The 14,270-nt window shown below is 46.9% G+C and carries 13 protein-coding genes and 1 tRNA gene; 7 read left to right on the top strand and 7 right to left on the bottom strand.

The window, feature by feature from the left end; all coding sequences use genetic code 11:
- Positions 1–3 precede the first annotated feature (3 nt).
- The 7 genes from QUB44_RS07165 (at position 4) to QUB44_RS07135 (ending at position 6,226) form a co-directional block, all read left to right on the top strand.
- Positions 4–228, top strand: coding sequence for a hypothetical protein (locus QUB44_RS07165; RefSeq protein ID WP_333364860.1), 225 nt, complete (start codon positions 4–6; stop codon positions 226–228).
- 46 nt (positions 229–274) lie between these two features.
- On the top strand, positions 275–481 hold the full coding sequence (locus QUB44_RS07160; RefSeq protein WP_333364857.1) for a hypothetical protein: 207 nt from the start codon (positions 275–277) through the stop codon (positions 479–481).
- A complete protein-coding gene (locus QUB44_RS07155) occupies positions 478–747 on the top strand; it encodes a hypothetical protein (RefSeq protein ID WP_333364854.1) in 270 nt (89 codons plus the stop codon). The genes QUB44_RS07160 and QUB44_RS07155 overlap by 4 nt, the downstream gene beginning before the upstream one ends.
- On the top strand, positions 735–1,292 hold the full coding sequence (locus QUB44_RS07150) for a hypothetical protein (protein WP_333364851.1): 558 nt from the start codon (positions 735–737) through the stop codon (positions 1,290–1,292). Before QUB44_RS07155 ends, QUB44_RS07150 begins: the two co-directional genes overlap by 13 nt.
- A gap of 629 nt (positions 1,293–1,921) precedes the next feature.
- A complete protein-coding gene (locus QUB44_RS07145) occupies positions 1,922–2,203 on the top strand; it encodes a hypothetical protein (RefSeq protein WP_333364848.1) in 282 nt (93 codons plus the stop codon).
- 122 nt (positions 2,204–2,325) lie between these two features.
- Positions 2,326–5,247: a DUF3987 domain-containing protein gene (locus tag QUB44_RS07140; protein WP_333364844.1), complete on the top strand. Its 2,922-nt coding sequence runs from the start codon at positions 2,326–2,328 to the stop codon at positions 5,245–5,247.
- Positions 5,248–5,335: 88 nt separating this feature from the next.
- Positions 5,336–6,226: a hypothetical protein gene (locus tag QUB44_RS07135; protein WP_333364841.1), complete on the top strand. Its 891-nt coding sequence runs from the start codon at positions 5,336–5,338 to the stop codon at positions 6,224–6,226.
- Between the two features lie 155 nt (positions 6,227–6,381).
- On the opposite strand, the gene QUB44_RS07130 is transcribed toward QUB44_RS07135, so the two are convergent.
- The 7 genes from QUB44_RS07130 to QUB44_RS07100 all read right to left on the bottom strand — a co-directional run bounded on the left by QUB44_RS07130 (position 6,382) and on the right by QUB44_RS07100 (position 14,027).
- Positions 6,382–6,452: transfer RNA gene (locus QUB44_RS07130), tRNA-Gly, on the bottom strand.
- A 151-nt stretch (positions 6,453–6,603) separates the two neighbouring features.
- Complete coding sequence (gene uvrC / locus QUB44_RS07125) at positions 6,604–8,622, bottom strand: excinuclease ABC subunit UvrC (protein ID WP_333364838.1); 2,019 nt, start codon at positions 8,620–8,622, stop codon at positions 6,604–6,606.
- Between the two features lie 116 nt (positions 8,623–8,738).
- The gene (locus tag QUB44_RS07120; protein WP_333364835.1) at positions 8,739–9,491 is read right to left on the bottom strand and encodes an amino acid ABC transporter ATP-binding protein; all 753 of its coding nucleotides are present in this window, start codon (positions 9,489–9,491) and stop codon (positions 8,739–8,741) included.
- A 52-nt stretch (positions 9,492–9,543) separates the two neighbouring features.
- Positions 9,544–10,743 (bottom strand): amino acid ABC transporter permease, encoded by a 1,200-nt coding sequence (locus QUB44_RS07115; RefSeq protein WP_333364831.1) that lies wholly within the window; start codon positions 10,741–10,743, stop codon positions 9,544–9,546.
- Between the two features lie 22 nt (positions 10,744–10,765).
- Positions 10,766–11,365 (bottom strand): hypothetical protein, encoded by a 600-nt coding sequence (locus tag QUB44_RS07110; RefSeq protein WP_333364828.1) that lies wholly within the window; start codon positions 11,363–11,365, stop codon positions 10,766–10,768.
- A 48-nt stretch (positions 11,366–11,413) separates the two neighbouring features.
- Positions 11,414–12,628 carry an ABC transporter permease subunit gene (locus tag QUB44_RS07105; RefSeq protein WP_333364824.1) on the bottom strand — a complete coding sequence of 405 codons (1,215 nt, stop codon included), beginning with the start codon at positions 12,626–12,628 and terminating at the stop codon, positions 11,414–11,416.
- Between the two features lie 313 nt (positions 12,629–12,941).
- Positions 12,942–14,027: an amino acid ABC transporter substrate-binding protein gene (locus tag QUB44_RS07100; protein ID WP_333364821.1), complete on the bottom strand. Its 1,086-nt coding sequence runs from the start codon at positions 14,025–14,027 to the stop codon at positions 12,942–12,944.
- Positions 14,028–14,270 lie beyond the last annotated feature (243 nt).

Genomic DNA, 14,270 nt, shown 5'->3' with positions numbered 1-14,270 from the left:
ACAATGACCCGACTATTCGGCGGCGAAAGCAGTGATGCTATCAGCAGCAAATCTGAGAAATTGACCGCCCCGACAGATGCCAGCGTCATCACACCGCTCAATCCCGGCAACTTTGCCAGCATCCGCACTTCGCCCGTCGTTGACGCACCTCGCTATTTTGACAAGGAAGAAGCTGACAAGCTCAAGGAGCTGGCAAAGGAAAAAAACCGAGGGCGCTCGGTACGCTAAAAAAGCTTACAAATCGCTGACCCAGATTGAGGAGGCGGACGCAAAAGTGCATAAAAGCCATCGCAAATATGAGGGAGCGGTAGCCACAAACGAACTCACTAAGAAAAAAGCTGATGTGGGTTTGGCGAAGACATTGCACGGCTTACGTCCCGGTTATGCCCGGTTAGGTATCGGACTTGAGAAGGCAGAAAATCGCGCTACTGAACGGATTGAGGCTATCAAGGCGAAATTACTGGGAGGCACGGACAAATGATAAAAGCGATCGCACTTGGCAACAATTTTCTGCTGACTGCGATTGCCTCCAGCTTCCTTTGCTGGCTGGCATCGCTCCATCATTCCCTACTGCTATTTGTGCAAGCATTGTTCGCGCTCAAACTCATTGTTAGCGCTAGCGCTTGGCTGCTAGATGACGCAATTATTGCCATCTTGAAAATCAATTTACTGCAATTTAGGTTCAGATTGATTGCCACTACGATCGGCGCTTTAGTCGGGGCGGGGGTGATGTTATGTCGCTCTTAAAGGTGTCGGTTTTGTCTCTATCGGGGCTTACTCTCTGGCTAGCTCCGCCATTCATTTTTTCCCGCAAGATTCCCCTGCATAATTTCATGCAAGGTATCGCCCTGGTGTCGGGTTTCGCTTGCTGCTTTGAAGGTCGCCGATGTGCCCTCAAGGTTGCTAAAGAGGCTGATTTCGAGGCGATGAAAGAGCGGGCGATCGACGCCGATGTCGCGGACGAGCTTAGCACTTCGATCTATGTTGCTGAGCAACAGCGACGGAAGGAAGCTGAAGCTATCCTTGCAGCTTCCGGCGAGGAAGTGGAAGCGGCGCGGGAAGCCTTGGAAGTCTTGTACAGCAACGACTTACAGCCTGAAGCTTCCGCTTCCACTTCCGAAGAAGATGCTAATGATTTAAAGCTTTGGTGGAAAGTGGAAGCGGCACAGGTTGAGGGCAAAACTCCGACTTGGATTATCGAGAATATTCTCGGCAAAAAGGGGCGTAAATTTTCTGAAGGTAAAAAGCAGCTTGAGGAATTGCTCAATAAATTTGGTGGACAGGAACCATGACAACGTGGGCCGGGAGGGGGCTGGCTTATGGCCTGCCTTCCGGCCGCGAGTTCGCACCGGGATTAGTGAAACCCGGTAACACAAAGAGAAGCAAAAAATTAGTAGTGAGGAATAAAAGTTAAACCCTATAGGGTTCGATTTTCTGTAATGACAAGTAGAGGCTACTACCTATAGGTCAGGATTTTTTGTATACGCTCAAACCCATAGAGAATCAGGGTTCTGAGTTTGACAGCAAATATACCCCTTGAATAGGTCGAGGCGATGTGCTAGCGGGGAGAAAAAACGCTCCCCCATTCTCCAAAATATAGCGCTCAAACCCTTGCTATAACTGCCTCTCTACGGCACAAACCTATATAGGTTTGTGTAAATACGAGATTATACGAGGCTAGCGCTCGCAATTCGAGATTTTCCAAAACGCGCTCTATATTCTCCGTGTATAGAGAATGGCGAAACCTATAGGTTTGTAATTTAACCAGTTCAATTAAAAATCAGCCAGAACCCGCATTCTGACGTGCATAGAGAAAATGGAACCTTATAAGGTTCCTGCACAACCAGTTCAATTAAAATGCGCGCACCATCGGGACAACTTCTCGATCCGCAGAGCTAACCTGTCGCCTAGAATATTTGACATGGAGAATAACCCCCCACTAACGCCACTAGAAATTTTAGAAGAACGCCGAATTTGGCGTTGGTGGTTGCGCTGGTTTATAAAATACAATCCCAGATTTAACCCTCAGAGAATCTGTGCGCTCGTCACAGAGTATGACAAAGAGGCGATGCTTCTGGCGATGGCTAAGCATTTAGCGCATCAAGCTCAACTGCTTAAAGCTTTAGTCCTTATCCCTAAATTCTGCAATGGCTTAATCGGTGTCTCGCTCACCGACAGCCTACCCGCACCCGCAATCAACTAGCGGGGCGGTTCCACCTGTTTTAATTTTTCTAAAACCTGTAAACGCCAAAAAACCGCTGCTGACAATTGGAACCTGCTGCAACGGCTTTTGGTAATCAACCTCGCTTGGCGCGAGAAAAATTCATGTACAACAATATTAACTCGAATGGCGGGCAAACTTCAAGTGTCCGTGGCAATCTTGTCAAAGTTTCAAAATCTAACCCTTGCCCGCACTGTGGCAAGCCTGACTGGTGCTACTCCATAGGTGAGTTGTCAGTCTGCAACCGCGACCAACCGCCCGCTGATGGGTGGGAGGCAACCTCGAAAGCTGACAAGGACGGCAAAATTTTCTATGCCCGCCCTCAAGAGAAAAAAGCAATCCGTCCCCGCCAGACTCGTTATTGGGAATATCCCGCCCGCGACGGTTCACCCTTGGCGCGTGTCGTGCGTTTTGATGACGGGAAAGGTGGCAAAAATGGTAAAGGTGAGGCTGACTGGCATCAAGAACATTGGGGCAAGTGCAAAGCTTCCCGGCAGATTGGCTGGGTAGTAGGGACTAAGGATGTACCTCGCGATAATATCCCTGTTTACCGCTACGCCGAAATCCGAAAGGCGATCGCAAATAATGAACTTATTTTCATTGCTGAGGGGGAATCCTGCGCTGATACTTTGTGGAATTTAGGTTTGGCCGCTACCTGCAATATTGGCGGTTCTGAAAAGTGGCGAAGCTCTGACACAGGCGATTTGGAAGGTGCAAAGGTTGTGATTGTTCCCGATCGCGATGAACCGGGAATCAAACACGCTGAACTATTGCATCAAGAATTTCCAGATGCCCTCTGGCTTTATCCCTACCCAAACTCTAAAGCTTGGGAAAACTTACCTAAGAGTAAAGGGCTAGATATTGCCGACTGGATTGAGCAGCACCAGATAACGGCAGAGGACATTAGAGCGGCGATCGGAGAGAAGAAGGTTTTCAAAACCTCCCCGCAGGTAGCGGCAAAAGTTGTCCGTCCTGAACCATTTCAAGTTCCCCACATCTCCGAGTTGGGGCGAGAGATTGAAGAACTGCTAGAGTCCGACCTCAAGAAATCTCAGCTACAGCTTAAGATTTCTGAGCTTGCCCAAAAATACCGCCTCAACTCTGCCGATGTCTGGAAGATTTATCGCGAGCTTGAGCAAGAGTCCGAGCAAGAAGCCAACAAGGAAGACACGAGAATTGGGGTTGAGCAACTACTTGCCTCTAAGTCTGCCAGTGTCAAACTCTCAGAAATCTTCCCCGTATCTTTAGCAGACCCGATCGAAGAAGTAGCGCGACGCATGAACCTCAAGCCTGAGTGTTACGCGCTAGCACTGATTTCCGGTGTCTCAAGATTCTTGAAAAATGGCAGCAGCACAATGCTTGTGGAGGAATGGAACAGGTATCGGTGTCGGACTTTTGGCTACTTCGGAGCTCTTATCGCAGAGTCAAGCCAGATGAAGACTCCGGTATTGAATGCCATGATTACAGACCCGCTGGCAGCAATGCGGCAAAAGAATCAGGAGAAGTTCAATGCCCAAGAAAAAGCCTACAAAGAGGAGCTTGAACAATGGAAAAACAGCAAGGATGAGGACAAAGGCCCCGCGCCTGATGCCCCTGTAGAGACAATCCCCTACATCACTAAAGCTACATGGGAGGGGATAGCAGGGATGGTAGGTCGGAATCCCAGTCAAGGTATTCTCTGGATAAGCGATGAGCTTGCGGGATTCTTCAAATCAGCCAACCAGTACCGCAGTGGCAAGGGAAGTGACAAAGAGGACTTGCTGGAATGTTGGAGCGGTAACGGTGCTGTAGTGGCACGTGCAGCCGGCACTACCGTCAACGTCGGTGCTGTCTCCCTTTCTATTTATGGAAACATTCAACCCAAGGTCTTAGAACCCTTTCTGGGAGATGGCAGTGACGATAACGGAACCTTTGCCCGATTTGACTTTGTGCAACAGCCACCAGTCTTGACCCAGATAACTTTAGGGGTGTCAAAGATTGACATCAACCCCATGCTGCAAGCGCTCTACGAAAATGTGGACACTATCCCAATGATGCAGTTCGAGCTAGATGAGGAAGCCCGAAAGTTGTTTGTGGACTATTACAACCACTGCCAGCGACTCCGGTTAAATCATCCCAAGCAAGGGATGCGGGCGATGTTAGGCAAGGCTGCTGAGAAAGTTGGCCGCGTCGCAACCATCCTGCACTGTATTTACGCTGCACACATGGGGATTGAGGTTTCTCCCAAGATTCCTGCTAGTCAAGTTGCTGCTGCTATCAAGTGGGTTGAGTACACGACACAGCAAGCTTTGAGCATAAATATTGAGGCTTCCAGTCCCGATGCACTTGAAAGTAATCTCGCGAAAATCATCTCGCTGGCAGAACGCAATGGTGGCGCGGTATCAGTTCGCGAAGTAAGTAAGACATTCAACGGAAAGCACCGAAAGTCAAATCAAGAGATTCAAGAGTGGTTCACGGAATTAGTAACCATGAATTACGGAGAGGTTACAAGTAAAGGGCGAAGTATTTTATTCTCTCTTACTTATGTGTCCCCAATGTCCCCAATGGGCTACAAGTTAGACACCGCAAGCGTTACAGATGGGGACACCCCTGTCCCCACTATGTCCCCAATACCCCCATTAAGTGACACAGTGTCCCCATCAAGTCAATCTAATGGGGACAATTGGGGACACATTGGGGACACCCCTGTCCCCAATTCCAAAACCATGCCAAGTATAGAATTGAGCTCTAATGGGGACATTGGGGACACTTTTACGCCTTCTCCTAAAACCTCTCAGTCCTCAATGATGAGCTGTACTACAGAAACCGCTAAGCCTGCTGCGACCTCTACCAAGAAGCCCAAAACTTTTGAGATAGGTCAGCGCGTTGTGGTCAAGGATGTAGGCGGCATTTACCAAGGTGCTCGCGGGGAGATTGTGGACACTTTGTACGGTCGCAGTGGCGCGAGCTATCTCGTCAAGTTTGACAAGCCGATTAAGAATATTCGGCAGTCTGAATTTGAAGGCTCCGACTTGATGAAGCTCTAACTTACTCAATGTTTCTGTAACCCTTGACAGTTACCTATAAGTTACCTACGATAGTTACATAGCTAAATATGTAACTCGTATGTAACTTATGGCAATTCCATCGGTAGTGCAGGGGATGGTTGAGGCGGAGGATGGCAAGGTATTCGAGCTAGATTCCTCCAAGGGTTCCATCTGGTTGGAATCAATAACTTCATTTAGGTTTGAGCCGACAGAGGCAAGCAAGCCCTACACAGTACGCAAGGAATCAGGAAAGGGAGGGGACTATTGGTACGGTTACAGAAAGGTGGCGGGGCGGTTACATAAGAAGTATGTTGGCAAAACCTCGGAGTTAAGCACCGCAAAGCTTGAAGAGATTGCAGGGGTTCTAAACACTCCCCCACAACCACGGGTTACAGATAAAGTTACAGAGACAAGCAATCGGGAAGTTACAGACAAAGTTACAGACACCCGCGTTGTTGACAGATTGACAGCTTTAGAATTGCAGGTAAAGGCTTTACAGGAATCCTTGGAAGCGTTACGGAGTGTAATGCCGGGAAAGTCTGAAAGTCTGAGTGATTCCCCTGAGTTACTCACGCCTGATGTAGGGGTTACAGATAAAGAGTTACAGAGCATTATAGGTAACTTGCAGGCAGAGAATGAGACTTTGAAGGCAGACTACGCCAAGCTTTTAGAATCCAGTACCCAAGTAACCAATAAGCTCCGGCAAGAGGTGCAGGAATTGCGATCGCAACTTGAGGTAGAGAAGACTCGGTGGGATGAATTGCGGGAAGAGTTGGACGATCAGGAAGAAACTTGCGCTGAACTCCGATCGGAAGTCTCCGACCTAAAACAAAAATCAGTCACTGTCAGCGAGTTGCCAGAAGCGGCCGACTTGCTCAATCAGTTAAAAGGGCAGCGCAAAAAGTCGAGGGCGGACTTGGCGGACATCAACGCTATTCTGGGACTCCTAGCGGATGAGAACGGCTCAAACCCAGTCTAGGTATGGATTGTATCCAATTTGTATCCAAACGAGGCAAATTGTATTCAATTTGTATTCAATTTCTAGTCAATCCGACCCATTGACAACCGAGAAAATCAGCAATAAAAAACCTCAAACCGTTGATTTCTCGTTAGTTTGAGGTTTTTGTAGGCGCAAGCGGGCAGCGGGAATCGAACCCGCATAGTTAGCTTGGAAGGCTAAAGTTTTACCACTAAACTATGCCCGCGCACAGAAACTAAACATACCACGAGTCTCTGGGGATTGCAATAGGCCTGTGCAAAATTTTTGAATACCTCCCTGACAGTGGCTGAATAGGGACTTGCGGCCCGATCGCCCCCTTACCCCAAAAATCCCCGTCTCGGCTGCTGCGTAAGGCTTTACGGATGAAAATAATCGTAAATTTGCTGCGCCAGACGCGGGCCAATCCCAGAAACTTCTGCCAACTGTTCGGGAGTCGCTAAACGCAGGTAGTCGATCGACCGAAAATGTGCCAACAATTGTTTTTGTCGGTGGTGTCCCAATCCGGGAATTTCATCAAGGCGCGATCGCTTCATTCTCTCGCTTCTTCGATCGCGGTGAAAACTCACAGCAAATCTGTGGGCCTCATCCCGCACCCGGCGCAATAATTGTACCCCAGGCTGCTCAGAATTAGTTGGCAGCGGCAAAGATTCCCCCGGCAAAAATATCTCCTCTCGCTGCTTTGCCAAACTGACAACGCGCAACTCTTCTAGCAAATTCATCTCCCGCAAAACAGCCACAACTGCTGACAGTTGACCTTTGCCACCATCTATCATAATTAAGTCGGGTTTGTCCGAAATAGTACGAGAAACGGAGGATAAATTGCTGAGTTTTTCCTGTTCTTCTAAATCGCTAAATCCATCTTCCATCTTCCCTCTTTCTTCTTCCTTCAATCCTCGAAATCGGCGACCGATAACTTCTGCTAAACTCGCAAAATCATCAGAATGACCCGATTTTATTTCAGGATTTTTAATTTTGTAATGGCGGTAGTGTTGATTAGCGGGCAAACCGTCAATAAATACGACGCGGGAAGCAACGGCGTCAGAACCTTGAATGTGAGAAATATCGTAACCTTCAATGCGGCGAGGAACTTCTGGCAAATCGAGAATTTCTGCTAAATCTTCCATTGCTTGAGAATTGCGATCGCTCAATCTTTGCATTCTCGCCAATTCATACTCAGCGTTGCGTTCCACCATCTCAATCAATTCTGCCTTAGTTTGCCGTTGCGGCGTCAAAATCGTAACTTTTCGCCCCTTACGATTGCTCAACCAATCTGCTAATATTTCCGCTTCTGGCAATTCGTACTGCACTGAAATTTCGCTGGGAATTTCTACAGATTCGACATTTTGATAGTGTTCTTCCAACACGCGCTGTAAAATCGCTCCGGCCTCTATCCCCCCTCGTTCTCCCCCTTGCCAAAGGGGGGAGGAAAGAGAAAGTTGAGATAACTCTTGCCCCTCCTTGGCAACGGGGGGTTGGGGCGGTATTTCCGCCATAAATCCTAATCTTCCGACCAATTGACCGGCCCGAATTTGGAACAATTGAACGCAAGCGTGTTGGGTGTCTGCCGCAAGTGCGATCGCATCTCTGGAAACAGTATCGTCTGGCAAAGACACTTTTTGACCCGCACTCAAAGACTGCAAACCCTTAATTTGGTCACGAATGCGCGCCGCCGTTTCAAAGTTTAAATCTTCGGCAGCTTGTTCCATTTGCGGCGCTAAAATATCGAGTAATTCCTGAGTTCTCCCCTGGAAAATCATCGCTACTTTTTGGATGATTTTATGATATTCCTCCGGCGAAGTTAACCCTTGACAAACGCCGACGCAGCGCCCGATGTCGTAGTTCAAACAAGGACGGTCTTTAAATAGCGGTTGAGGGCGCTGCCGCAGCGGGAAAATCCGTTTAATTAAATGCAGCGTACTCCTCAGTGCCCCTGTATCAACGTAGGGGCCATAGTAGCGGTCTTTTGCACTACCTGCGCGGCGTTTGCGGGTGATAAAAATGCGCGGGTATTCCTCCGACCAAGTTATGCACAAATAAGGATATTTCTTATCATCTTTGAGGAGGACATTAAAGTAAGGTTGGTGCTGTTTTACGAGGTTTGCTTCTAATGCTAAAGCTTCCGCTTCTGTGTCGGTGGCGATGAATTCAATTTCGCGCACTTGCTGCACCATCATCGCGATGCGGGGACTAAGATTTTGGCTTTCGCGGAAGTAGGAACGGACGCGGTTTCGGAGTTTTTTTGATTTGCCGATGTAAAGGATGCGATCGCCCTCGTCTCGCATTAAATATACACCAGGAACCGCCGGAATTTCTTTGAGGCGACTTTCTAGGCGTTCCGAGTCTTTAACTAACGGCAGAGTTTTTGTGGATGGCATTGCAAGCTATCTCAGCAAAATAGAGACTGATTGTACACTCTTTTATTCTACCTTAATTGTGCCGATTTTTACTGCTGCTAGCGTCGCAAAACCCACCGACTACACTTTAAAATCAGTTACAATATCTGAGATAAAAACTTGCGCGTGCGTTCTTCCTTCGGATTCTGAAAAAACTCTTCCGGCTTCGCTTCTTCAACTAAAACGCCGCCATCCATCAATACAATGCGATCGGCAACTTCGCGCGCAAACCCGACTTCGTGAGTCACCACCACCATTGTAATTCCAGTTTGAGCCAAATTTCGCATTACATCTAAAACTTCCCGCACCATCTCCGGGTCTAATGCTGATGTCGGTTCATCAAACAGCATGATTTTAGGCTGCATTGCTAGAGAACGTGCAATAGCGACCCGCTGCTGCTGTCCCCCAGACAACTGTCCGGGATATTTTTGTGCTTGTTCCAAAATTCCCACTCTTTCTAACAGTTGCATCGCCACTTCTTCAGCTTTTTTCTTGGGCCAGCGCCGCACCCATACTGGCGCTAGCATGACGTTTTGCAAAACTGATAAGTGGGGAAACAGGTTGAATTGCTGAAACACCATTCCTACTTCACGGCGAATTGTTTCGATGTTACGTAAGTCGTGGGAAAGTTCGATTCCGTCGATCGTAATTTTACCTTGTTGGTATTCTTCTAATGCGTTGAATGTGCGAATAAACGTCGATTTTCCTGAACCAGAGGGCCCCATCACGACAACCACTTCACCTCGGTTTACGGTCATGCTGACACCTCGCAGTACGTGAAATTGTCCGTACCATTTGTGGACGTTTTCTGCTACGATTACTTGTTCTGGGATTGTGGGTTTAGTTTCCATATTTTTTTATTTTTAAACCACTGATGAACGCGGATGAACGCAGATTTTTTTTTTACCTTTGACCTACGCCTAAAGTTCGTTCTATTTTGCGGCTTGCTAGGGACATTGAGTAGCAAAATATCCAATAAATGATGCCGACGAATATGTAAACTTCGGCATATCTGCCGATATAGGATGGATTTGCTAAAACTGCGCGGGATATTCCGATTAATTCTAACATTCCGAATAGAGACAGCAGGGATGTATCCATGAATAATCCGATGAATTGACCGCCGATCGCAGGAATGACTATTCGCAATGCTTGAGGCAGTACAATTAGAATTGTAAGCAGGGGTGTATTGAGCCCGATCGACCTCGCTGCTTCTATCTGTCCCCTAGGCACGGCTTGCAAGCCACCGCGCACGTTTTCTGCCAAGTATGCCGCACTAAATAACGTTAAGCCAGCAATCGCTCTAATTACTCTATCCAATTTGGGATATTCTGGTGGCAAGAAGAGTTGCAGCATTACTTGACCTAAAAACAAAATGCCAATTAATGGTAAACCGCGAATAATTTCAATGTATAATGTTGATAACAATCTCACAACAGGCAAAGAACTTTGTCTGCCGAGTGCTAGCAATACCCCTAAAGGAAAGGAAAGCACAATACTAATAACTGCTAAAAACAGCGTCAGCACTAAACCGCCCCAATCATTTGTTGACACTTCTGTCAAACCTAACCCGCCTTTAATTAACCACAAAACTATTGGGAAAGAAAGAACCCAGATTGCAGGCATCCAACTCATTATTTTAGGGTTAATTTGTCTGCCCGCCCAATAGCTAGCAGCCGCTACAATAATATTGCCTAGCAGGTAAAAACGAGATGTTAAGTCGATCGGCGAAATGACCGCACCTACAACCGCAGCACCAAGTATAATTAGTAAAGGCGGATTCCAAAGACGTTCTTGCCGCTGAATATTTCCCCAAGTTAATCCTCCTAACAAGGCAATTATTGCCGATACTATCCACAGCCGCCAGTAGGATTCGCGGGGAAATCGGCCGGCGAAAAATAGCGGCAAGTTGGCTTCTAATACGCGCCATTGAGCTTTTGTTGTTGCCCAAACGATAATTCCTTTAATAGTTTGGAAGGCGATAATTAGGCAAACTACTGTCAGAATGCTGTTGTACCAGGTACTAAATAGATTTTTGCGCGCCCAATTCCAAGGGGTAGGCGATTCGGTGGCTGGGGGCGGTAATACAGGTATTGTTTCCATTTTATTTGTTGGTTATTAATTATTAATTATTAATTGCACTGGCTAAAATACCTAAAATTTTATTAACCTCGGTGAGGTAATACTCGGTCAAATCTATTTCAATTACTTGATTTTTTAATTGGATAAATTTCCAGGTTGTTCCGCTAGTGACAGCGCCATAAATCGCAGGAATTTCGTTTCCTTGGCGCTCATTAAATATCCTGGCTGCCAACATTTCCGCTACGCACAGTCCCAATTCACTATTGAGATTTTCCGGTTTTGCTTCTACAATTATAATGACTGGTGCAACAACTAACAAAAGTCCTGATGAATTGCCAATTAGAAAATCGCAAGTACCGTCTAAGCCTCTTTCGGAGTCAACATTAAAGTCAATACCGGAAAATAAGCTAATTCGATTTTGTAATTGTTCTCTAAGTTCAATTAAAATTGGTGCTGTAATCATTTCAGCGCGGGATTTCTGGGTGTTACTTGCCAGACCTAACGGTACACTGCGCTTTAGAGTTTCGGCTAGTAGTTGGCTGCATTCTAAGTTGGGTTCTTTGCCAAACAAATCGGCGACTTCCGAATACTTTAATTCAAATGTTTTGACTGCGCCCTCTAAACTAAAATCCCTGTACGCCATTTTTCTATTTCCTTTGCTCGCCGTTGTAAATTTTCCAACATTAACTCTTTATCTTTCCTTGATTTGTACGGTTTTATTGTACCAATTCATGAACAGAGAAACTATCAAACTAATTGTTAGATATGTTACCATGATAATTAACATTGCTTCGATCGCCCTTCCGGTCTGATTTAACGTCGGAGAGCCCACCACAAAGTAAACGTCGGGATAAGCAACCGCAACCGCTAAACTCGAATTCTTAGCTAAATTCAGATACTGACTGGTTAAAGGCGGCACAATCACCCGCAAAGCTTGCGGCAAAATTACCATCCGCATCATTGTTCCCGACTTCAGCCCCAAAGACTTTCCCGCTTCCCACTGACCTTTCGATACTGACTGAATTCCGGCCCGGACAATTTCTGCAATGTAACTGCCAGTATACAAGCTGAGTCCTGTCACCAGGGCTGCAAATTCTGGAGTTAATTTTAATCCTCCTTCGAGTTGCAAGGCTGGTGTCAGGCGCGGGAAATCTAGCCGAAAAGGCAAATTTTTGGTGATAATAAAAGCTAAGATTGCACTCAGCCCGATCGCACCTAGAGCCCAAAACAACTGTCTTCCCGGCTTAGCTTCTTCCAACATCACCCGCGCCCGCCACATCCACAGCGCCACCGCCCCCAAAACTCCGACAGTTAGCAAAATCAACCAAATCTCAAAACCCGGCAAAGCCACAGGCCAAGGTACAGCAATGCCGCGATTTGTCAAGTAAATCGGCCCCCTCATCTGCTGATTGTCTTCGAGTTTTGGCAGGGAAATGAAAACTGCAAAATACCAGAAAAATAATTGCAGCAATAACGGCGTATTTCGCAAAATTTCCACATACAAACCAGCCAAACTTCGCAGCAGCCAATTGTCGGAAAGGCGCGCAATTCCTACGGTCAAACCCGCAACTGTTGCGAAAATAATGCCGATACCCATCACCCGCAGTGAGTTGATTAAACCGACAAAATAAGCTTGCCTGTAACTGTTTTCGGGACTGTAGGGAATGACGCTTTCGCCGATGTCAAAAGATGCTTGGGAATTGAGAAAATCAAATCCAAACGAAATCCCCAGTTGCGAGTAATTGGCACTGAGATTGTCCCAGAGAATGGCAATAACAACTATTACTAAAATTAGGGCGATCGCCTGTCCGGCTATTTTCCAGAACCGATCGTCCCGCAGCAGTTTTGATATATCTTTAAATTTGGGCAATTTCTGCGATTTCCCCGGTTGAGGTTCTGGGTTCATAACTTAAATTATATTTGATAAATCTGCTGGCAAATCCAGGCGAGATTGAGCTTTGGTTCGTGATATCGTTTCCGGTAGCATCGGAATGATTTAACCGCAGAGGGCGCAGAGAACGCAGAGGGAGAGAATACAGAAATGAATAATTCCGATGCTACCGGATTTGATATGACTTGATAGTTACTCGATTGGCGATCGGGATTTTTCAAGTCACGGACTCTACATAGCTTTGGTGCGTGACTGTTAACAGTCAACAGTCAACAGTCAACAGTCAACAGTCAACAGTCAACAGTCAACAGTCAACTGTTAACTAAAATTAGCGGAACGGCGGCGAGTAAAGCAAACCGCCATCTTTCCAGAGTCTGTTTTGACCGCGTTCTAACTTAAGTGTACTTTTGGGGCCGAGGTTGCGATCGTACATTTCCCCGTAATTCCCCACTTTCTTAACAACGCGGACAGCGTAGTCGTTCGGGAGCCCCAAACCTTTACCTAAATCTCCTTCTGTTCCTAGCAAACGTTTGACGCTGGGGTCAGTAGTGCTTGCCACAAGTTGGTCTACATTTCCCGAATTAATTCCCAAATCTTCAGCTTCAATCGCCGCAAAAACGATCCATCTCACCGCGTCAGCCCATTTAGGATCGCCGCTTTTCACTGCTGGGGCTAACGGTTCTTTTGACATCACGATCGGCAAAACAACATTATTCTCGGAATTCGGCAGAGTTGTCCGCTTCGAGACTAGCTGCGATCGATCGGCAGTAACACCTTGACAGCGACCTTCTTGATAGGTAGCAAAAACAGCATTCACATCTTCAAACACCACAGGAGTGTATTTAATTCCTATTTTTCGCATTTGGTCGGACAAATTTTGTTCGGTGCTCGTACCTGTCTGCACGCAGATAGATTTGCCCGCAAAATCTTTTAAACTTTTGATGCCACTATCTTTTTTGACCATGATGCTTTGAGAGTCATAAAAGATCACCGGGGCAAATTCCATTCCGGTAGTGCTGTCCCGACTCGTCGTATAGGTGGTATTTCGGCTGAGAATGTCGATTTCTCCGGCCTGCAAAACTGTAAATCTATCTTTAGCGTTGAGTTTTCGGTACTCGACTTTTTCTGGGTCATCCAATATTGCCGCAGCGACCGCCCTGCACACATCCACATCTAGTCCCGAATATTTGCCTGTTTCGTCTACAAAGCTAAAACCCGGCAGTTCGCCGCTGACGCCGCAAATCAGTTTGCCACGGCTGACAATTGTATCTATCCGGCTGGAACCTTGTTGCGAGTTGCCACCTGCAGTAGTTGTTGCTGTTGTTTGTCCGATTTGTGCCGATCGATCCCTACAAGACGCCAACGGTGCCACAAATAACACACTTGCTAGTAGCAGAAATCCCCATTTACGCATAGATTTTAATAGAACGCTTTCCTGACAATCCTACCTTGTAGCTGTCAGAACTGTGGCGATCGGCGAACTACAACAGCCTCTGGTTTCAAATTAGCCGTTCTGCATCCGGTGCTGCACTGCGGCCACTGCACCGACTACCCGCCTGTTTTTTTTTAGCAAGCTGGGAACCCAGAGTTAGAAACCCGGTTTCTGGTTGGAGGCCTCGTCGTCAAACCCAAGATTTATCCTTGAAACCGAGTTTCT

The organism is Microcoleus sp. AT3-D2, assembly GCF_036705715.1.
Classification (GTDB): Bacteria; Cyanobacteriota; Cyanobacteriia; order Cyanobacteriales; family Microcoleaceae; genus Microcoleus.
This window is presented reverse-complemented; position numbering and strand designations above follow the sequence as displayed.